Here is a 19,098-nt window from a genome sequence, read left to right as displayed (position 1 = left end):
CCGAGCGAGGCCGCAGTGGACAAGATCCTGATTCGTGGGGCACGTACCCACAACCTGAAGAACATCGACCTCACGCTACCGCGGGACAAGCTGATCGTGATCACCGGCCTGTCCGGCTCCGGCAAGTCATCGCTGGCGTTCGACACGCTGTATGCCGAGGGCCAGCGCCGCTACGTGGAATCGCTGTCGGCCTACGCCCGGCAGTTCCTGTCGATGATGGAAAAGCCCGATGTCGACACCATCGAAGGCCTGTCGCCGGCGATTTCCATCGAGCAGAAGTCCACCTCGCACAACCCGCGCTCCACCGTGGGCACCATCACCGAGATCTACGACTACCTGCGCCTGCTCTATGCGCGGGTGGGGACGCCGCGCTGCCCGGACCACGACATCCCGCTGGAAGCGCAAACGATCAGCCAGATGGTCGACCTGGTGCTGGAAAACCCCGAAGGCAGCAAGCTGATGCTGCTGGCACCAGTGGTGCGCGAGCGCAAAGGTGAGCACCTGGCGGTGTTCGACGAGCTGCGCGCCCAGGGCTTCGTGCGGGCGCGGGTCAACGGCAAGCTCTACGAGCTGGACGAACTGCCCAAGCTGGACAAACAGAAGAAGCACAGCATCGATGTGGTGGTGGACCGCTTCAAGGTGCGTGCCGACCTGCAACAGCGCCTGGCCGAGTCGTTCGAGACCGCGCTCAAGCTGGCGGATGGCATCGCCCTGGTCGCGCCGATGGATGACGAGGACGGCGAAGAGACGATCTTCTCGGCGCGCTTCGCCTGCCCGATCTGCGGCCATGCGATCAGCGAGCTGGAACCGAAGCTGTTCTCCTTCAACAACCCGGCCGGCGCCTGCCCGACCTGCGATGGCCTGGGGGTGAAGCAGTTCTTCGATACCAAGCGGCTGGTCAACAGCGAGCTCACCCTGGCCGAGGGGGCGATACGCGGCTGGGACCGGCGCAACGTCTACTACTTCCAGATGCTCGGTTCGCTGGCGGCGCACTATGGCTTCAGCCTTGAACAGCCGTTCGGCGAGCTGTCGGCCGAGGACCAGAAGGTCATCCTGCACGGCAGCGGCAAGCAAAGCGTCGACTTCAAGTACCTCAACGACCGGGGCGATATCGTCAAGCGCTCGCACCCGTTCGAAGGCATCGTGCCCAACCTCGAGCGCCGCTACCGCGAGACCGAGTCGGCCACCGTGCGCGAAGAGCTGGCCAAGTTCCTCGGCACCCAGCCCTGCCCCGACTGCCGCGGCACCCGCCTGCGCCGTGAGGCGCGGCATGTGTGGGTGGGCGAGAAGACCCTGCCGGCGGTGACCAACCTGCCGATCGGTGAAGCCAGCAACTATTTCAGCGACCTGACCCTGACCGGCCGACGTGGCGAGATCGCGGCGAAGATCCTCAAGGAGATCTGCGAGCGTCTGCAGTTCCTGGTCAACGTGGGCCTCGACTACCTGACGCTCGACCGCAGCGCCGACACCCTGTCCGGCGGCGAGGCCCAGCGGATTCGCCTGGCCAGCCAGATCGGCGCCGGCCTGGTAGGCGTCATGTACATCCTCGATGAACCGTCCATCGGCCTTCATCAACGGGACAACGACCGCCTGCTGGCCACCCTCAACCACCTGCGCGACCTGGGCAACACGGTGATCGTGGTGGAGCACGACGAGGACGCCATCCGCCTGGCCGACTATGTGGTGGACATCGGCCCGGGCGCCGGCGTGCATGGCGGGCAGATCGTCGCCGAGGGCACACCGGACGAGGTGATGGCACACCCCGACTCGCTGACCGGCAAGTACCTGTCCGGGCGCAAGAAGATCGTCGTGCCGGCCAAGCGCACCCCGCGCAACAAGAAGCTGTCGCTCAAGCTCAAGGGCGCGCGCGGCAACAACCTGCAGAACGTCGACCTGGAACTGCCGATTGGCCTGCTGACTTGCGTGACCGGTGTCTCCGGCTCGGGTAAATCGACGCTGATCAACAACACCCTGTTCCCCCTGGCGGCCACCGCGCTCAACGGTGCCAGCACCCTGGAGCCGGCGCCGCACAGCAGCATCGATGGCCTGCAACACTTGGACAAGGTGGTGGATATCGACCAGAGCCCGATCGGTCGCACCCCGCGTTCGAACCCGGCGACCTACACGGGCATCTTCACGCCGATCCGTGAGCTGTTCGCCGGTGTGCCGGAGGCGCGCTCCCGGGGCTACGGCCCAGGGCGCTTCTCGTTCAACGTCAAGGGCGGGCGCTGCGAGGCGTGCCAGGGCGACGGCCTGATCAAGGTGGAAATGCACTTCCTGCCGGACATCTACGTGCCGTGCGACGTGTGCAAGAGCAAGCGCTACAACCGCGAAACCCTGGAGATCAAGTACAAGGGCAAGAACATCCACGAGGTGCTGGAAATGACCATCGAGGATGCCCGTGGGTTCTTCGACGCGGTACCGGCACTGGCGCGCAAGCTGCAGACGCTGATGGACGTGGGGCTTTCCTACATCAAGCTGGGGCAGTCGGCCACCACGCTGTCGGGCGGCGAGGCGCAGCGGGTCAAGCTGTCGCGCGAGCTGTCCAAGCGCGATACCGGCAAGACCCTGTACATCCTCGACGAGCCGACCACAGGCTTGCACTTCGCCGATATCCAGCAACTGCTGGACGTGCTGCATCGCCTGCGCGACCACGGCAACACCGTGGTGGTAATCGAGCACAACCTGGATGTGATCAAGACGGCGGACTGGCTGGTGGACCTGGGGCCGGAGGGCGGCTCCAAGGGTGGACAGATCATTGCCGTCGGTACGCCTGAAGAGCTGGCCGAGAAGCAGCAGTCCTATACCGGGCACTATCTTAAACCACTACTGGAGCGGGATCGGGCCTGATCTCGCGCCCATGAAAAAGCCCCTGCCACGTGAGTGACAGGGGCTTTTTTTGCAGCTGTGGATAACTTACATCTGCGACTGCAGGTAGTTCTCCAGGCCGATAGCCTTGATCAGGCCCTGCTGCTTCTCCAGCCAGTAGGTGTGATCTTCTTCGGTATCTGCCAACTGCGCGCGCAGGATGTCGCGGCTGATGTAGTCTTTGTGCAGCTCGCACAGCTCGATGCCCTTGCACAGCGCGGCGCGGACTTTGTACTCGAGCTTGAGGTCGGCCGCGATCATCTCGGGCACGGTCTTGCCCACTTCCAGATCGTCAGCGCGCATGTCCGGGGTGCCTTCAAGCATGAGGATACGGCGCATCAGCGCATCGGCGTGCTGCGTCTCTTCTTCCATCTCGTGGTTGATGCGCTCGAAGAGCTTGCCCAGGCCCCAATCTTCATACATCCGCGAATGGATGAAGTATTGATCGCGTGCTGCCAGTTCGCCCTTCAGCAACATGACGAGGTAGTTGATTACGTCCGGGTGACCTTGCATCGCCCTGCTTCTCCCTGTGAATACTTCGATAGCTCATAGTGTGAACCAGCTTTTGCGCGTGGTCACGGGAAAATGCGCAATTAACGGCAAATAATCGGCTAAACCGTAGTGATTTTCATTGAAAAACCGCCCAAATGAGGGCGGTTCTTTTTATCACTTCGAGTTAGGCAAGGGTTATGCCCAGGGCTTTGGCAATGCCTTCTGCATAGGCCGGATCGGCCTTGTAGAAGTGCTGCAGTTGACGCTGGATGACGTCCTCGCTGACGTTGGCCATGGTGCCGGCGATGTTGTTGATCAGCAGCGCTCGCTGTTCGTCGCTCATCAGACGGAACAGTGCGCCGGCATGGCTGTAGTAATCGCTGTCCTCGCGGTGATCGTAGCGATCAGCCGCGCCATTGAGAGCCAACGACGGCTCGGCATGACGCGCCGACTGCTTGGGTGCATCGCTGAAGCTGTTGGGCTCGTAGTTCGGCGCGCTGCCGTAGCTGCCGCTGGCCATGGCGCCATCGCGCTGGTAGCTGTGCACAGGGCTGCGCGGCGCGTTCACCGGCAGATGCTGGTGATTGGTACCCACGCGGTAGCGGTGGGCGTCGGCGTAGGCAAATACCCGGCCCTGCAGCATACGGTCCGGCGACAGCCCCACACCCGGGACCATGTTGCTCGGGCCGAAGGTGGCCTGCTCAACTTCGGCGAAGTAGTTGAGCGGGTTGCGGTTGAGCTCGAGCACGCCGACCTCGATCAGCGGGTAGTCCTTTTGCGACCAGGTCTTGGTCACGTCGAACGGGTTTTCCTGACGGCTTGCAGCTTCGGCTTCGCTCATCACCTGGATGCACACGGTCCAGCGCGGGTAATCGCCACGCTCGATGGCTTCGAACAGGTCGCGCTGGGCGTAATCAGGGTCGCTGCCGGCCAGGCGGGCTGCTTCGGCAGGGGCCAGGTTCTTGATGCCCTGTTGCGTCTTGTAGTGCCACTTGACCCAGGTGCGCTCACCTTTGTCGTTGATCAGGCTGTAGGTATGGCTGCCGAAACCGTGCATGTGGCGGTAGCCGTCAGGAATGCCGCGATCGGAGAACAGGATGGTGACCTGGTGCAGCGCTTCGGGCGAATGCGACCAGAAGTCCCACATCATCTGGGCATTCTTAAGGTTGCTCTGCGGGTGGCGCTTCTGGGTGTGGATGAAATCCGGGAATTTCAGCGGGTCTCGAATGAAGAAGACCGGCGTGTTGTTGCCGACGATGTCCCAGTTGCCTTCCTCGGTGTAGAACTTGAGCGCAAAGCCGCGCGGGTCGCGCTCGGTATCGGCAGAACCGCGCTCGCCACCCACGGTGGAGAAGCGCAGGAAGGTCTCGGTCTGCTTGCCGACGGCGCTGAACAGCTTGGCACTGGTGTAGCCGGTGATATCGCGGGTAACGGTGAACGTACCGTAGGCGCCCGAGCCTTTGGCATGTACGCGGCGCTCAGGAATGTTCTCGCGGTTGAAGTGGGCGAGCTTCTCGAGCAGGTGGAAATCGTCGAGCAGCAGCGGGCCGCGCGGGCCAGCGGAACGGGAATTCTGGTTATCGGCTACAGGTGCACCGCTGGCGGTGGTGAGAATCTTGCTCATGGGCTCTCCTTATCGGTCTTGAACGGCCGGCTAATCGGCTTGGAGAGAGTATTGACGAGCCGTGTTACACGAACAAATTCATTGCCTGACTTGCATCAATAGAAAATGACAATTCATCGGGCAACAAAAAACCGGGCACTAGGCCCGGTTCTTTGTAGCAGACAGAACGTCTTACTCGGCAGCTTCTACAGCACCACCGACCGGACGATCAACCAGCTCGACGTACGCCATAGGCGCGTTGTCGCCAGCGCGGAAACCGCACTTCAGGATACGCAGGTAGCCGCCCTGACGGGTGGCGTAGCGCTTGCCCAGGTCGTTGAACAGTTTGCCAACAGCGGACTTCGAACGAGTACGGTCGAAGGCCAGACGGCGGTTGGCAACGCTGTCTTCCTTGGCCAGGGTGATCAGCGGCTCGGCAACGCGGCGCAGTTCCTTGGCTTTCGGCAGGGTGGTTTTGATCAGCTCGTGCTCGATCAGCGACACAGCCATGTTCTGGAACATAGCTTTGCGGTGAGAGCTGGTACGGCTCAGGTGACGTCCACTTTTACGATGACGCATGATTCATTCCTTACCAAACACAACGTTCGGTGATTACGACGATCAGGCTGTCGCCTTGTCGTCTTTCTTAAGGCTTGCAGGCGGCCAGTTGTCGAGGCGCATGCCGAGAGACAGACCACGGGAGGCCAGGACGTCCTTGATTTCAGTCAGGGACTTCTTGCCCAGGTTAGGAGTCTTCAACAGCTCTACTTCGGTACGCTGAATCAGGTCGCCGATGTAGTAGATGTTCTCCGCCTTGAGGCAGTTGGCCGAACGTACGGTCAGTTCCAGGTCGTCAACCGGGCGCAGCAGGATCGGATCGATCTCGTCTTCCTGCTCGACCACAACCGGCTCGCTGTCACCTTTGAGGTCGACGAACGCGGCCAGCTGCTGTTGCAGGATGGTCGCGGCACGACGGATGGCCTCTTCAGGATCCAGGGTACCGTTGGTTTCCAGATCGATGACCAGCTTGTCCAGGTTGGTACGCTGTTCAACACGGGCGTTCTCGACCACATAGGCGATACGACGCACCGGGCTGAACGAAGCGTCCAGCTGCAGACGGCCAATGCTACGGCTTTCGTCTTCGTCGGTCTGACGGGAGTCGGCCGGCTCGTAACCGCGACCACGAGCTACAGTGAGCTTCATGTTCAGGGCGCCGTTGGACGCCAGGTTCGCGATTACGTGATCGGGGTTGACGATCTCGACATCGTGATCCAGCTGAATATCGGCAGCGGTAACCACCCCCGAACCCTTTTTCGACAAGGTCAGCGTAACTTCGTCACGACCGTGCAGCTTGATAGCCAGGCCTTTCAGGTTCAACAGGATTTCAATGACGTCTTCCTGTACACCTTCGATCGCGGAGTACTCATGGAGTACGCCATCGATCTCGGCCTCGACTACTGCACAGCCAGGCATGGAGGACAACAGGATGCGGCGCAGCGCGTTGCCCAGGGTATGGCCGAAGCCACGCTCGAGAGGCTCGAGCGTGATCTTGGCGCGGGTTGGACTGACAACCTGCACATCAATGTGGCGGGGTGTCAGAAACTCATTTACCGAAATCTGCATGGATGCACCTATTTTCTAGCCCTTACTTGGAGTAGAGCTCGACAATCAGGTTTTCGTTGATGTCGGCGGACAGGTCGCTGCGAGCAGGAACGTTCTTGAAAACGCCCGACTTTTTAGCAGCATCCACGTCTACCCACTCAACGCGGCCACGCTGAGAGCACAGTTCAAGGGCTTGAACAATGCGCAGCTGGTTCAGCGACTTCTCGCGAACTGCGACCACGTCACCCGGACGAACTTGGTAGGATGGAATGTTCACGGTCTTGCCGTTGACGCTGATTGCTTTGTGCGAAACCAGCTGACGGGACTCGGAACGGGTGGAACCGAAGCCCATACGGTAGACGACGTTGTCCAGACGGGACTCGAGCATCTGCAGCAGGTTCTCACCGGTGGCGCCTTTCTTCGAGGCAGCCGCTTGGTAGTAACCGCGGAATTGACGCTCCAGAACACCGTAGATACGACGAACTTTTTGTTTCTCGCGCAGCTGGGTACCGTAGTCGGACTGACGGCCACGGCGCTGGCCGTGGATACCTGGGGCTGCTTCGATGTTGCACTTCGATTCCAGAGCGCGAACGCCGCTCTTCAGGAACAGGTCAGTGCCTTCACGGCGAGACAGTTTGCATTTTGGACCAATGTAACGTGCCATTTATCTGTCTCCTGATTACACGCGACGCTTCTTCGGCGGACGGCACCCGTTATGCGGGATTGGCGTCACGTCGGTGATGCTGGCGATCTTGTAGCCGCAGCTGTTCAGTGCACGAACGGCGGATTCACGACCCGGACCTGGACCCTTGACGTTGACGTCGAGGTTTTTCAGGCCGTATTCCAGCGCAGCTTGACCAGCACGCTCAGCAGCGATCTGGGCTGCGAACGGGGTGGATTTGCGCGAACCACGGAAACCCGAACCACCGGAGGTCGCCCAGGACAGTGCGTTGCCCTGACGGTCGGTGATGGTCACGATGGTGTTGTTGAAAGACGCATGGATGTGGGCGATGCCATCAACCACTGTCTTTTTGACTTTTTTACGAGGACGAGCAGCAGGTTTTGCCATGTCTATATTCCTGGGCGATTACTTGCGGATCGGCTTACGCGGGCCCTTACGGGTGCGTGCGTTGGTCTTGGTGCGCTGACCGCGAACCGGCAGACCTTTACGATGACGCAGGCCGCGGTAGCAACCCAGGTCCATCAAGCGTTTGATCTTCATGTTGATGTCACGACGCAGGTCACCTTCGGTGGTGAACTTCGCAACTTCGCCACGCAGGGTTTCGATTTGCTCGTCGCTCAGATCCTTGATCTTTGCGGCTGGGTTGACACCAGCGTCTGCACAGATTTTCTGTGCAGTAGTGCGACCGACACCATAGATGTAGGTCAGCGAGATAACAGTATGCTTGTTATCTGGAATGTTGACGCCTGCAATACGGGCCATTCAGTGGGACTCCAATTGACAGCTACCTACGCCCCGGAAGCCAAGAAATAGGGCGCGAGATAATATCGCTGTAGAAACGAATAATCAACCCAGCAGCACACTAGCTGCTGGGTTTGACGCAGATCACACTCAGCCTTGGCGCTGCTTGTGACGCGGTTCCACGCTGCAGATCACGCGCACGATACCTTCGCGACGAATGATCTTGCAGTTGCGGCACAGCTTTTTCACCGATGCACGAACTTTCATTACCGACTCCTCGAACCTTAAGGGGCTAGATCAGCGCAGCAGACCGCTGCCGCCGTAGCCTTTCAGGTTGGCTTTCTTCATCAGGGATTCGTACTGGTGCGAAACGAGGTGCGATTGTACTTGGGACATGAAGTCCATCACAACCACTACCACAATCAGCAACGAGGTCCCGCCAAGGTAGAACGGCACGTTTGCAGCCACCACCAGGAACTGGGGCAGCAGGCACACGGCCATCATGTAAAGAGCACCGAACATGGTCAAACGGGTCAGAACGCCATCAATGTAGCGTGCCGACTGCTCACCAGGACGGATACCCGGAATAAAGGCACCGGACTTCTTCAGGTTTTCCGCTACGTCTTTCGGATTGAACATCAACGCTGTGTAGAAGAAGCAGAAGAAAATGATCCCTGCACTAAACAGCAGAATGTTCAACGGCTGACCAGGAGCGATCGACTGCGAGATGTCCTGCAGCCAGCCCATACCTTCGGACTGACCGAACCAGGCACCCAGCGAAGCCGGGAACAGCAAGATGCTGCTCGCGAAAATGGCCGGGATTACGCCCGCCATGTTCACTTTCAGCGGCAGGTGGCTGGTCTGCGCAGCGAAGACCTTGCGGCCCTGCTGACGCTTGGCGTAGTGAACGGCGATACGACGCTGACCACGCTCAATGAACACCACGAAACCGATAATCGCTACTGCCAGCAAACCGATAGCGACCAGGGCGAAGATGTTGATATCGCCTGTGCGTGCAGACTCGAAAGACTGCCCGATTGCTCTCGGAAGACCGGCAACGATACCTGCGAAGATCAACATCGAGATACCGTTGCCCACACCGCGCTCGGTGATCTGCTCACCCAGCCACATCATGAACATCGCGCCTGCCACGAAGGTGGAGACGGCGACGACATGGAAGCCGAGGCCAACAGAAAACGCCACGCCCTGGTTGGCCAGGCCAATGGACATGCCAATGGCTTGAACCAGCGCCAGGATAACGGTGCCGTAGCGGGTGTACTGGCTGATCTTGCGACGGCCAGCTTCACCTTCCTTCTTCAACTGCTCCAGCTGCGGGCTGACAGCGGTCATGAGCTGCATGATGATCGATGCCGAGATGTACGGCATGATCCCCAGTGCAAAGATGCTCATGCGCTCCAGCGCGCCGCCGGAAAACATGTTGAACAAGCTAAGAATGGTCCCCTCATTCTGCCGGAACAGATCCGCGAGACGGTCCGGGTTAATGCCTGGTACCGGGATGTGCGCGCCAATCCGATAGACGATGATCGCCATGAACAGAAAACGCAGACGAGCCCAGAGTTCCGACATCCCGCCCTTACCGAGCGAAGAGAGAGCACCTTGCTTAGCCATTTATTCCTCGAACTTGCCGCCAGCTGCTTCGATAGCCGCACGTGCACCTTTGGTGACGGCGATACCCTTGAGGGTGACTGCGCGAGTGACTTCGCCCGACAGCATGATTTTCACGCGCTGTACGTGCTGGCCGATCACGTTGGCGTCCTTGAGGGACTGAACGGTGATCAGATCGCCTTCCACCTTGGCCAGCTCGGACAGACGCACTTCTGCGCGGTCCATGGCTTTCAGGGATACGAAGCCGAACTTCGGCAGGCGACGGTGCAGCGGCTGTTGACCGCCTTCGAAGCCTGGAGCAATGGTGCCACCGGAGCGCGAGGTCTGACCTTTGTGACCACGGCCACCGGTCTTGCCCAGACCGCTACCGATACCACGGCCCGGACGGTGCTTCTCGCGACGGGAACCCGGCGCTGGACTCAGATCATTGAGTTTCATCGATTAACCCTCGACCTTCAGCATGTAGTAAGCCTTGTTGATCATCCCGCGGTTCTCGGGAGTATCCTGGACTTCTACAGTGTGACCGATACGACGCAGACCCAGACCCTTGACGCACAGTTTGTGGTTAGGGATACGGCCCGAGACGCTCTTGATCAGCGTAACTTTAACGGTTGCCATGATCAGCGGATCTCCTCAACAGTCTTGCCGCGCTTGGCAGCAATGGACTCAGGGGATTGCATGGCTTTCAGACCCTTGAAGGTGGCGTGTACCACGTTCACTGGGTTGGTCGAGCCGTAGCACTTGGCCAGGACGTTCTGAACGCCAGCAACTTCCAGGACGGCACGCATTGCGCCACCGGCGATGATACCGGTACCTTCCGAGGCAGGCTGCATGTAGACCTTCGAGGCGCCGTGGGCGGCCTTGGTGGCGTACTGCAGGGTGGTGCCTTTCAGGTCAACCTGAATCATGTTGCGACGAGCAGCTTCCATGGCTTTCTGGATCGCAGCTGGTACTTCGCGCGATTTGCCACGGCCGAAGCCGACGCGGCCCTTGCCATCACCTACCACGGTCAGCGCGGTGAAGGTGAAGATACGGCCGCCCTTGACGGTCTTGGCAACGCGGTTAACTTGAACCAGCTTCTCGATGTAGCCTTCGTCGCGCTTTTGATCGTTATTTGCCATAACTTAGAACTCCAGCCCGCCTTCACGAGCAGCATCAGCCAGCGCTTTGACGCGGCCATGGTACTTGAAGCCGGAACGGTCAAAGGCAACTTGAGATACACCGGCGGCTTTCGCACGCTCAGCTACCAGCTTGCCAACCTTAGTGGCCGCGTCGATGTTGCCGGTGGCACCATCACGCAGTTCTTTGTCCAAGGTCGAGGCACTTGCCAGAACCTTGCTGCCGTCGGCCGAGATGACCTGGGCGTAGATGTGCTGCGAGGAGCGGAACACGCACAGACGCACGGCTTCGAGCTCGTGCATTTTCAGGCGTGCTTTGCGAGCGCGACGCAGTCGAGTAACTTTTTTGTCGGTCATTTGCTAGGCCCTACTTCTTCTTGGCTTCTTTACGACGGACTACTTCGTCCGCGTAACGCACACCCTTGCCCTTGTAAGGCTCTGGCGGACGGAAACCGCGGACTTCAGCGGCCACCTGACCTACCAGCTGCTTGTCGATACCCTTGATCAGGATGTCGGTCTGGCTTGGGGTTTCAGCGGTGATACCGGCTGGCAGTTCGTAATCCACTGGGTGCGAGAAGCCCAGAGCCAGGTTCAGGATGGTGCCCTTGGCCTGTGCCTTGTAACCAACACCGACCAGCTGGAGCTTGCGCTCGAAGCCTTGGCTTACGCCCTGGACCATGTTGTTCACCAGGGCGCGGGTGGTACCGGCCATGGCGCGAGCTTGCTGATCACCGTTGCGAGCGACGAAACGCAGCTCGCCAGCTTCTTCGGTAACTTCAACAGACGAGTGAACGTTCAGTTCGAGAGTGCCCTTGGCACCCTTCACCGAAAGCTGCTGACCGGCGAATTTGACTTCGACGCCTGCTGGCAGCTTAACGGGGTTCTTAGCGACGCGAGACATGCCTATCTCCCCTTAGAACACTGTGCACAGAACTTCGCCGCCGACACCGGCAGCGCGCGCAGCGCGGTCAGTCATCACACCTTTGTTGGTGGAGACGATAGACACGCCCAGACCGCCACGTACTTTCGGCAGGTCAGTGACGGCCTTGTACTGGCGCAGGCCTGGACGGCTGGTGCGCTTCAGTTCCTCGATGACCGGACGGCCTTCGAAGTACTTCAGTTCGATCGACAGGGAAGGCTTGGCTTCGCCGCTGACTTCGTAGCCGGCGATGTAACCTTCGTCTTTCAGTACTTTGGCAACCGCGACCTTCAGCGTGGAGGAAGGCATGCTTACGACAGACTTTTCAGCCATCTGGGCATTACGGATGCGAGTTAGCATGTCCGCTAACGGGTCCTGCATACTCATGGGCTAGATGCTCCTGATACAAGAATTATTAGCCTTGCGGCTATCACAACCACCCGGGCAGGCAGGGTAAAAAACCCAGGCTCAGGTGAGCCGGTCATTCTAGACACAAGGCAGAAACGAAACAAGCCCCATATAGGGGCTTGTTTCTTTGCGAGGTCACCGGCGGTCGGAAGATCTCTCCCCTTCCGCCGGTGGTCACGCCAACCGGGATTACCAGCTGGCCTTGACCAGACCTGGCACATCACCACGCATGGCGGCTTCGCGCAGCTTGTTACGGCCGAGGCCGAACTTGCGGTACACGCCGTGCGGACGACCGGTGATGCGGCAGCGGTTACGCATGCGCGAGGCGCTGGCGTCACGTGGCTGCTTCTGCAGGGCGACAACGGCAGCGAAACGCTCTTCTGGAGAGGCGTTCAGGTTGACGATGGTCGCTTTCAGCTCGGCACGCTTTTTGGCGTACTTGGCTACCGTGAGCTGACGCTTCAGCTCGCGGTTTTTCATGCTCTTCTTGGCCATTTTCCTACTCCAATCAGTTGCGGAACGGGAACTTGAAAGCACGCAGCAGAGCGCGGCCTTCGTCGTCCGAACGAGCAGTGGTGGTCAGGGTGATGTCCAAACCGCGCAGAGCATCGATCTTGTCGTAGTCGATTTCCGGGAAGATGATCTGCTCTTTCACGCCCATGCTGTAGTTGCCACGACCGTCGAAGGACTTGGCATTGAGGCCGCGGAAGTCGCGAACTCGAGGCAGGGAGATCGCCAGCAGGCGGTCCAGGAATTCGTACATCTTGTCGCTACGCAGGGTCACCTTGACGCCGATCGGCCAGCCTTCGCGGACTTTGAAGCCAGCGATGGATTTGCGAGCGAAAGTCACGACCGGCTTTTGACCGGTGATCTTTTCCAGGTCAGCAACAGCGTGCTCGATGACTTTCTTGTCGCCGATCGCTTCGCCCAGACCCATGTTCAGGGTGATTTTGGTAACGCGAGGAACTTCCATCACGTTCGACAGCTTAAGTTCTTCCTTAAGCTTAGGAGCGATTTCGTTCCGGTAAATCTCTTTCAGTCGTGCCATGGTCTTCTACCTAGCAGTGTTCAAGCATCAACCGCTTTTTGGGTCGACTTGAAGACACGAATTTTCTTACCTTCTTCTACTTTGAAACCAACGCGGTCAGCTTTGTTGGTTTCGCTGTTGAAGATGGCAACGTTGGAAGCGTGCAGTGGCGCTTCTTTCTCGACGATACCGCCCTGGACGCCCGCCATCGGGTTAGGCTTGGTATGACGCTTGACCAGGTTGACACCACCGATGACCAGACGGTCATCAGCGAGAACCTTCAGCACCTTACCGCGCTTACCTTTGTCTTTGCCGGCGATCACGATGATCTCGTCGTCACGACGAATCTTTTGCATGTCGGATCTCCTTAGAGCACTTCAGGGGCGAGCGAGACGATCTTCATGAACTTCTCGGTACGAAGTTCACGGGTCACTGGCCCGAAGATGCGAGTGCCGATCGGCTCTTGCTTGGTGTTCAGCAGAACAGCAGCGTTGCCGTCGAAACGAATGATGGAACCGTCAGCGCGACGTACACCGTGACGGGTACGGACGACAACAGCAGTCATCACTTGGCCTTTTTTGACCTTACCGCGCGGAATTGCTTCCTTGACGGTTACCTTGATGATGTCACCGATACCGGCGTAACGGCGGTGCGAACCGCCGAGCACCTTGATGCACATGACGCGACGAGCGCCGCTGTTATCGGCCACATCGAGCATGGATTGAGTCTGAATCATAAAATTTCTCCGACCCCTAGCCCTTAGACTTCAACAGCGCGTTCGAGGACTTCAACCAGTGCCCAGGACTTGGTCTTGGCCAGCGGACGGGTTTCGCGAATGGAAACCTTGTCGCCGATCTTGCACTGGTTGGCTTCGTCGTGCGCGTGCAGCTTAGTCGAACGCTTAACGTATTTACCGTAGATCGGGTGCTTTACGCGACGCTCGATCAGAACGGTGATGGTCTTGTCCATTTTGTCGCTGACGACACGGCCAGTCAGCGTACGGACGGTTTTTTCAGCTTCAGCCATGATCACTTACCTGCCTGCTGGTTGAGCACAGTTTTCACGCGAGCGATGTCACGCTTAACTTGCGAGAGCAGGTGCGACTGCCCCAACTGGCCAGTTGCTTTCTGCATGCGCAGATTGAACTGGTCGCGCAGCAAGCCGAGCAGTTGCTCATTCAGTTGCTGTGCGGATTTTTCACGAAGTTCATTCGCTTTCATCACATCACCGTCCGCTTAACAAAGGAGGTGGCGAGAGGCAGCTTTGCAGCGGCCAGGGCGAAAGCTTCGCGCGCCAGCTCTTCAGAAACACCCTCGATCTCGTACAGGACTTTGCCTGGCTGAATCTGGGCAACCCAGTATTCCACGGAACCTTTACCTTTACCCATCCGCACTTCGAGAGGCTTCTTGGTAACCGGCTTGTCCGGGAACACACGGATCCAGATCTTGCCGCCACGCTTAACGTGACGGGTCAGGGCACGACGTGCCGACTCGATCTGGCGAGCGGTGAGACGACCGCGGGCGACAGCTTTCAGAGCGAACTCGCCGAAGCTGACCTTGCTACCGCGCAGTGCCAGACCACGGTTGTGGCCAGTCATCTGCTTGCGGAATTTTGTACGCTTTGGTTGCAACATTTGGCGTACCCCTTACTTAGCAGCTTTTTTACGAGGCGCTGGTGCTTGAGGCTTCAGCTCTTCCTGGCGACCACCAATCACTTCGCCTTTGAAGATCCAAACCTTGACACCGATCACACCGTAGGTGGTGTGAGCTTCGTAGGTGTTGTAGTCGATATCGGCACGCAGGGTGTGCAGGGGCACACGACCTTCGCGATACCACTCGGTACGTGCGATCTCGGCACCGCCGAGACGACCGCTCACCTGGATCTTGATGCCCTTGGCACCAATACGCATGGCGTTCTGTACGGCGCGCTTCATGGCGCGACGGAACATTACGCGGCGTTCCAGCTGCTGGGCTACGCTCTGAGCAACCAGCATAGCGTCGAGTTCCGGCTTGCGGATCTCTTCGATGTTGATGTGCACAGGCACACCCATCTGCTTGGTCAGGTCCTGACGCAGCTTCTCAACATCTTCACCTTTCTTGCCGATAACGATACCGGGACGAGCGGTGTGGATGGTGATGCGTGCAGTTTGAGCCGGACGATGAATATCGATACGGCTTACGGACGCGCTTTTTAGTTTGTCTTGGAGGTACTCACGAGTTTGCAGATCCTTCAGCAGGTAATCTGCGTAAGTCGCGCCGTCTGCGTACCAGACGGAGGTGTGCTCCTTGACGATTCCCAGGCGAATGCCAGTGGGATGTACTTTCTGACCCATCTGATCGACTCCGTTACTTGTCCGCAACCTTGACAGTGATATGGCAAGACCGCTTGACGATGCGATCAGCGCGGCCTTTGGCACGCGGCATGATGCGCTTCAGCGAACGCCCTTCGTTGACGAAGACGGTGGAGACCTTCAGGTCATCAACGTCTGCGCCTTCGTTGTGTTCGGCGTTGGCAACGGCCGACTCGAGGACTTTCTTCATGATTTCAGCGGCTTTTTTGCTGCTGAAGGCCAACAGGTTGAGCGCTTCGCCCACCTTCTTCCCGCGGATCTGGTCGGCGACCAAGCGGGCTTTCTGGGCGGAGATGCGAGCGCCCGACAACTTAGCGGCTACTTCCATTTCCTTACCCCTTAACGCTTGGCTTTCTTGTCAGCCACGTGCCCGCGGTAGGTGCGGGTACCGGCGAACTCGCCCAGTTTGTGGCCGACCATGTCTTCGTTCACGAGAACTGGGACGTGTTGGCGACCGTTGTGTACCGCGATGGTCAGACCGACCATTTGTGGCAGGATCATCGAACGGCGCGACCAGGTTTTAACTGGCTTGCGATCGTTCTTCTCCACCGCCACTTCGACCTTCTTCAACAGGTGAAGATCGATAAAAGGACCTTTTTTCAGAGAACGTGGCACTGTCGTATCCCTCTAGTTACTTGCGACGACGGACGATCATGTTGTCGGTACGCTTATTACCACGGGTTTTAGCACCCTTGGTTGGGAAGCCCCATGGCGATACCGGATGACGACCACCGGAGGTACGACCTTCACCACCACCATGCGGGTGGTCAACCGGGTTCATGGCAACGCCACGAACGGTTGGGCGAACGCCGCGCCAGCGTTTGGCACCAGCTTTACCCAGCGAACGCAGGCTGTGCTCGGAGTTCGAGACTTCGCCCAGGGTCGCACGGCACTCAGCCAGGACTTTACGCATTTCACCAGAGCGCAGACGCAGGGTCACGTAGACACCTTCGCGAGCGATCAGCTGAGCCGAAGCACCAGCGGAACGAGCGATCTGAGCACCTTTACCCGGCTTCAGTTCGATGCCGTGAATGGTGCTACCTACTGGAATGTTGCGCAGCTGCAGGGAGTTACCGGCCTTGATTGGGGCCAGGGCACCTGCGATCAGCTGGTCGCCAGCGCTCACGCCTTTAGGGGCGATGATGTAGCGACGCTCACCGTCTGCGTAGCACAGCAGGGCGATGTGAGCAGTACGGTTCGGGTCGTATTCGATACGCTCGACGGTGGCTGGAATGCCATCCTTGTCGTTGCGACGGAAGTCGACCAGACGGTAGTGCTGCTTATGACCACCACCCACGTGACGCGTGGTGATGCGGCCATTGTTGTTACGACCACCAGACTTCGATTTTTTCTCGATCAGCGGTGCGTGAGGAGCGCCTTTGTGCAGCTCCTTGTTGACCACCTTGACCACAAAACGGCGGCCAGGGGAAGTCGGTTTGCATTTAACGATTGCCATGATGCACCCCTTCCTTACTCAGCACTGCTGCTGAAATCGAGATCTTGGCCTGGCTGAAGGGAGACGATCGCCTTCTTCCAGTCATTACGCTTGCCCAGACCACGTGCGGTACGCTTGGTTTTACCCAGAACGTTAACAGTCGACACGTTTTCAACTTTTACGTTGAACAGGCCTTCGACAGCTTTCTTGATTTCCAGCTTGGTTGCATCGGTAGCAACCTTGAATACGAACTGGCCTTTCTTCTCAGCCAGAACGGTAGCCTTCTCGGAAACGTGCGGGCCAAGGAGGACTTTGAATACGCGTTCCTGGTTCATCCCAGCAGCTCCTCGAATTTCTTCACGGCCGAGACGGTGATCAACACCTTCTCGTATGCGATCAGACTGACCGGGTCGGAACCTTGAACGTCACGTACATCGACGTGCGGCAGGTTGCGAGCAGCCAGGTACAGGTTCTGATCAACAGCGTCGGAAACGATGAGAACATCGCTCAGACCCATGCCGTTCAGCTTGTTCAGCAGGTCTTTGGTTTTCGGGGCTTCAACAGCGAAGTCCTGAACCACGACCAGACGGTCGCTACGCACCAGCTCAGCGAGGATGGAGCGCAGAGCTGCGCGATACATCTTCTTGTTGAGCTTCTGCGAGTGATCCTGAGGACGAGCTGCGAAGGTTACACCACCGCCACGCCAGATCGGACCACGGGTAGTACCGGCACGAGCACGGCCAGTACCTTTCTGACGCCATGGGCGCTTACCGCCACCGGCTACGTCAGAACGGGTCTTCTGCTGCTTGGTGCCCTGACGGCCGCCGGCCATGTAGGCCACGACTGCTTGGTGTACCAGCGTCTCGTTGAATTCGCCACCGAAAGTCAGTTCGGAAACTTCGATCGCCTGAGCGTCATTTACATTAAGTTGCATGTCAGTTTCCCCTTACCCGCGAGCCTTGACAGCTGGACGCACAACCACGTCGCCGCCAGTAGCGCCTGGAACGGCACCCTTGATCAGCAGCAGGTTGCGTTCAGCGTCTACGCGTACTACTTCCAGGGACTGCACAGTCACGCGCTCAGCGCCCATGTGACCGGACATTTTCTTGCCCTTGAATACACGACCAGGAGTCTGGCACTGGCCGATGGAGCCAGGGACACGGTGCGATACGGAGTTACCGTGGGTGTTATCTTGACCACGGAAGTTCCAACGCTTGATGGTACCGGCGAAGCCTTTACCTTTGGACTGACCGGTTACGTCTACCAGCTGGCCTGCAGTGAAGAGTTCAGCTTTGATCAGATCGCCAGCCTGGAAATCGCCTTCTTCAAGACGGAACTCCCAGACACCGCGACCAGCGGCAACGTTGGCCTTGGCAAAGTGGCCAGCCTGAGCGGCGGTCACACGCGAAGCACGACGCTCGCCGACAGTGACTTGCACTGCACGGTAGCCATCAGTTTCTTCGGTTTTGAACTGGGTGACGCGATTCGGCTCGATCTCAATGACCGTGACCGGAATGGAGACACCTTCTTCGGTGAAAATACGGGTCATACCCGCTTTTCGACCGACTACACCAATAGTCATGTTGTAAACCTCATGAGTGTACGGGGCTTTCACCCGCTATGGCCGCCCATTTCAGAGCGTTACACGACCAGACCGAAGTCTTAGCCGAGGCTGATCTGTACTTCCACGCCGGCCGCCAGATCAAGCTTCATCAGCGCGTCAACGGTTTTATCCGTTGGCTGGACGATGTCCAGAACACGCTTATGAGTGCGAATCTCGTACTGGTCACGCGCGTCTTTGTTGACGTGCGGGGAGACCAGAACGGTGAAACGCTCTTTGCGGGTAGGCAGTGGAATTGGACCACGCACTTGTGCACCAGTACGTTTCGCGGTTTCCACGATTTCCTGGGTGGATTGGTCGATCAGGCGATGGTCGAAAGCCTTCAACCTGATACGGATTTGCTGATTTTGCATTGGATTTCAGACTCCAGGCTGTTCCCAACGGACGCACTACGCCCGCTAAAAGGAGGCGTGATTCTATAGACGCCCCAATTTAGTGTCAACCCAATAAAAAAAGCCCCCGCTGAGCGGGGGCTTTTTCAATCGGTCGAGTGATTACTCGATGATTTTGGCTACGACGCCGGCGCCGACGGTACGACCGCCTTCACGGATGGCGAAGCGCAGACCGTCTTCCATTGCGATGGTCTTGATCAGGGTGACTTCCATC

The 19,098-nt window shown here is 58.5% G+C and carries 31 protein-coding genes and 1 pseudogene; 1 reads left to right on the top strand and 31 read right to left on the bottom strand.

Annotation, left to right across the window (positions count from 1 at the left end):
• Positions 1–15: 15 nt before the first annotated feature.
• Positions 16–2,850 carry an excinuclease ABC subunit UvrA gene (gene uvrA, locus F6X61_RS23185; protein ID WP_178125880.1) on the top strand — a complete coding sequence of 945 codons (2,835 nt, stop codon included), beginning with the start codon at positions 16–18 and terminating at the stop codon, positions 2,848–2,850.
• 66 nt (positions 2,851–2,916) lie between these two features.
• Here the strand turns inward: uvrA and bfr are convergent, their stop codons facing one another.
• From bfr to F6X61_RS23030, 31 genes and pseudogenes are all read right to left on the bottom strand, one after another.
• Positions 2,917–3,381, bottom strand: coding sequence for a bacterioferritin (gene bfr, locus F6X61_RS23180; RefSeq protein ID WP_110996353.1), 465 nt, complete (start codon positions 3,379–3,381; stop codon positions 2,917–2,919).
• Between the two features lie 163 nt (positions 3,382–3,544).
• Entirely contained in the window at positions 3,545–4,984 is a 1,440-nt protein-coding gene (locus F6X61_RS23175) for a catalase (protein WP_153788702.1), read from the bottom strand.
• 171 nt (positions 4,985–5,155) lie between these two features.
• A complete protein-coding gene (gene rplQ, locus F6X61_RS23170) occupies positions 5,156–5,542 on the bottom strand; it encodes a 50S ribosomal protein L17 (RefSeq protein WP_003255451.1) in 387 nt (128 codons plus the stop codon).
• 42 nt (positions 5,543–5,584) lie between these two features.
• Positions 5,585–6,586, bottom strand: coding sequence for a DNA-directed RNA polymerase subunit alpha (rpoA, locus tag F6X61_RS23165; RefSeq protein ID WP_003255452.1), 1,002 nt, complete (start codon positions 6,584–6,586; stop codon positions 5,585–5,587).
• A gap of 22 nt (positions 6,587–6,608) precedes the next feature.
• Positions 6,609–7,229 (bottom strand): 30S ribosomal protein S4, encoded by a 621-nt coding sequence (gene rpsD / locus F6X61_RS23160; protein ID WP_110996351.1) that lies wholly within the window; start codon positions 7,227–7,229, stop codon positions 6,609–6,611.
• A 15-nt stretch (positions 7,230–7,244) separates the two neighbouring features.
• Positions 7,245–7,634, bottom strand: coding sequence for a 30S ribosomal protein S11 (gene rpsK / locus F6X61_RS23155; RefSeq protein ID WP_003255454.1), 390 nt, complete (start codon positions 7,632–7,634; stop codon positions 7,245–7,247).
• A gap of 18 nt (positions 7,635–7,652) precedes the next feature.
• The gene (gene rpsM, locus F6X61_RS23150; RefSeq protein WP_003255457.1) at positions 7,653–8,009 is read right to left on the bottom strand and encodes a 30S ribosomal protein S13; all 357 of its coding nucleotides are present in this window, start codon (positions 8,007–8,009) and stop codon (positions 7,653–7,655) included.
• Between the two features lie 129 nt (positions 8,010–8,138).
• Positions 8,139–8,255 carry a 50S ribosomal protein L36 gene (gene rpmJ / locus F6X61_RS23145; protein ID WP_032116397.1) on the bottom strand — a complete coding sequence of 39 codons (117 nt, stop codon included), beginning with the start codon at positions 8,253–8,255 and terminating at the stop codon, positions 8,139–8,141.
• A 30-nt stretch (positions 8,256–8,285) separates the two neighbouring features.
• Positions 8,286–9,617, bottom strand: coding sequence for a preprotein translocase subunit SecY (secY, locus tag F6X61_RS23140; protein WP_003257108.1), 1,332 nt, complete (start codon positions 9,615–9,617; stop codon positions 8,286–8,288).
• Entirely contained in the window at positions 9,618–10,052 is a 435-nt protein-coding gene (rplO, locus tag F6X61_RS23135) for a 50S ribosomal protein L15 (RefSeq protein ID WP_110996350.1), read from the bottom strand.
• A 3-nt stretch (positions 10,053–10,055) separates the two neighbouring features.
• Positions 10,056–10,232, bottom strand: coding sequence for a 50S ribosomal protein L30 (gene rpmD, locus F6X61_RS23130; protein ID WP_011531895.1), 177 nt, complete (start codon positions 10,230–10,232; stop codon positions 10,056–10,058).
• A gap of 2 nt (positions 10,233–10,234) precedes the next feature.
• Complete coding sequence (gene rpsE / locus F6X61_RS23125) at positions 10,235–10,735, bottom strand: 30S ribosomal protein S5 (RefSeq protein WP_046857343.1); 501 nt, start codon at positions 10,733–10,735, stop codon at positions 10,235–10,237.
• A gap of 3 nt (positions 10,736–10,738) precedes the next feature.
• Positions 10,739–11,089: a 50S ribosomal protein L18 gene (gene rplR, locus F6X61_RS23120; protein ID WP_011531893.1), complete on the bottom strand. Its 351-nt coding sequence runs from the start codon at positions 11,087–11,089 to the stop codon at positions 10,739–10,741.
• 10 nt (positions 11,090–11,099) lie between these two features.
• Positions 11,100–11,633: a 50S ribosomal protein L6 gene (gene rplF / locus F6X61_RS23115; protein ID WP_110996349.1), complete on the bottom strand. Its 534-nt coding sequence runs from the start codon at positions 11,631–11,633 to the stop codon at positions 11,100–11,102.
• Between the two features lie 12 nt (positions 11,634–11,645).
• Positions 11,646–12,038, bottom strand: coding sequence for a 30S ribosomal protein S8 (rpsH, locus tag F6X61_RS23110; RefSeq protein WP_110996348.1), 393 nt, complete (start codon positions 12,036–12,038; stop codon positions 11,646–11,648).
• A gap of 210 nt (positions 12,039–12,248) precedes the next feature.
• The gene (rpsN, locus tag F6X61_RS23105; protein ID WP_023629181.1) at positions 12,249–12,554 is read right to left on the bottom strand and encodes a 30S ribosomal protein S14; all 306 of its coding nucleotides are present in this window, start codon (positions 12,552–12,554) and stop codon (positions 12,249–12,251) included.
• Positions 12,555–12,567: 13 nt separating this feature from the next.
• Positions 12,568–13,107 (bottom strand): 50S ribosomal protein L5, encoded by a 540-nt coding sequence (gene rplE, locus F6X61_RS23100; RefSeq protein ID WP_003255474.1) that lies wholly within the window; start codon positions 13,105–13,107, stop codon positions 12,568–12,570.
• Between the two features lie 20 nt (positions 13,108–13,127).
• The gene (rplX, locus tag F6X61_RS23095) at positions 13,128–13,442 is read right to left on the bottom strand and encodes a 50S ribosomal protein L24 (RefSeq protein WP_023629180.1); all 315 of its coding nucleotides are present in this window, start codon (positions 13,440–13,442) and stop codon (positions 13,128–13,130) included.
• A gap of 11 nt (positions 13,443–13,453) precedes the next feature.
• The gene (rplN, locus tag F6X61_RS23090; protein WP_008089810.1) at positions 13,454–13,822 is read right to left on the bottom strand and encodes a 50S ribosomal protein L14; all 369 of its coding nucleotides are present in this window, start codon (positions 13,820–13,822) and stop codon (positions 13,454–13,456) included.
• 23 nt (positions 13,823–13,845) lie between these two features.
• Positions 13,846–14,112 (bottom strand): 30S ribosomal protein S17, encoded by a 267-nt coding sequence (gene rpsQ, locus F6X61_RS23085; protein ID WP_003255478.1) that lies wholly within the window; start codon positions 14,110–14,112, stop codon positions 13,846–13,848.
• Positions 14,113–14,114: 2 nt separating this feature from the next.
• Complete coding sequence (gene rpmC, locus F6X61_RS23080; RefSeq protein WP_002555481.1) at positions 14,115–14,306, bottom strand: 50S ribosomal protein L29; 192 nt, start codon at positions 14,304–14,306, stop codon at positions 14,115–14,117.
• Positions 14,306–14,719, bottom strand: a complete 414-nt coding sequence (gene rplP / locus F6X61_RS23075) for a 50S ribosomal protein L16 (protein ID WP_009397508.1) — start codon at positions 14,717–14,719, stop codon at positions 14,306–14,308. Before rplP ends, rpmC begins: the two co-directional genes overlap by 1 nt.
• Positions 14,720–14,731: 12 nt before the next feature.
• Positions 14,732–15,418 carry a 30S ribosomal protein S3 gene (gene rpsC / locus F6X61_RS23070; RefSeq protein WP_011531889.1) on the bottom strand — a complete coding sequence of 229 codons (687 nt, stop codon included), beginning with the start codon at positions 15,416–15,418 and terminating at the stop codon, positions 14,732–14,734.
• A gap of 13 nt (positions 15,419–15,431) precedes the next feature.
• A complete protein-coding gene (gene rplV / locus F6X61_RS23065) occupies positions 15,432–15,764 on the bottom strand; it encodes a 50S ribosomal protein L22 (protein ID WP_003103908.1) in 333 nt (110 codons plus the stop codon).
• Between the two features lie 11 nt (positions 15,765–15,775).
• A complete protein-coding gene (gene rpsS / locus F6X61_RS23060) occupies positions 15,776–16,051 on the bottom strand; it encodes a 30S ribosomal protein S19 (RefSeq protein WP_003255482.1) in 276 nt (91 codons plus the stop codon).
• Positions 16,052–16,067: 16 nt separating this feature from the next.
• Positions 16,068–16,892: a 50S ribosomal protein L2 gene (rplB, locus tag F6X61_RS23055; RefSeq protein WP_003255483.1), complete on the bottom strand. Its 825-nt coding sequence runs from the start codon at positions 16,890–16,892 to the stop codon at positions 16,068–16,070.
• A gap of 14 nt (positions 16,893–16,906) precedes the next feature.
• On the bottom strand, positions 16,907–17,206 hold the full coding sequence (gene rplW / locus F6X61_RS23050) for a 50S ribosomal protein L23 (protein ID WP_003255484.1): 300 nt from the start codon (positions 17,204–17,206) through the stop codon (positions 16,907–16,909).
• Positions 17,203–17,805 carry a 50S ribosomal protein L4 gene (gene rplD, locus F6X61_RS23045; protein WP_003255485.1) on the bottom strand — a complete coding sequence of 201 codons (603 nt, stop codon included), beginning with the start codon at positions 17,803–17,805 and terminating at the stop codon, positions 17,203–17,205. The genes rplW and rplD overlap by 4 nt, the downstream gene beginning before the upstream one ends.
• A gap of 12 nt (positions 17,806–17,817) precedes the next feature.
• The gene (gene rplC / locus F6X61_RS23040) at positions 17,818–18,453 is read right to left on the bottom strand and encodes a 50S ribosomal protein L3 (protein ID WP_011531887.1); all 636 of its coding nucleotides are present in this window, start codon (positions 18,451–18,453) and stop codon (positions 17,818–17,820) included.
• Between the two features lie 80 nt (positions 18,454–18,533).
• The gene (rpsJ, locus tag F6X61_RS23035) at positions 18,534–18,845 is read right to left on the bottom strand and encodes a 30S ribosomal protein S10 (protein WP_003186070.1); all 312 of its coding nucleotides are present in this window, start codon (positions 18,843–18,845) and stop codon (positions 18,534–18,536) included.
• A 141-nt stretch (positions 18,846–18,986) separates the two neighbouring features.
• Positions 18,987–19,098 (bottom strand): annotated as a pseudogene (locus F6X61_RS23030) (elongation factor Tu); the annotation flags it as partial.

Source organism: Pseudomonas sp. EMN2 (genome assembly GCF_009650555.1).
Lineage (GTDB): Bacteria > Pseudomonadota > Gammaproteobacteria > Pseudomonadales > Pseudomonadaceae > Aquipseudomonas > Aquipseudomonas sichuanensis.
The sequence above is the reverse complement of the archived record's forward strand: the minus strand, read 5'-3'. Positions and strand labels throughout refer to the sequence as shown.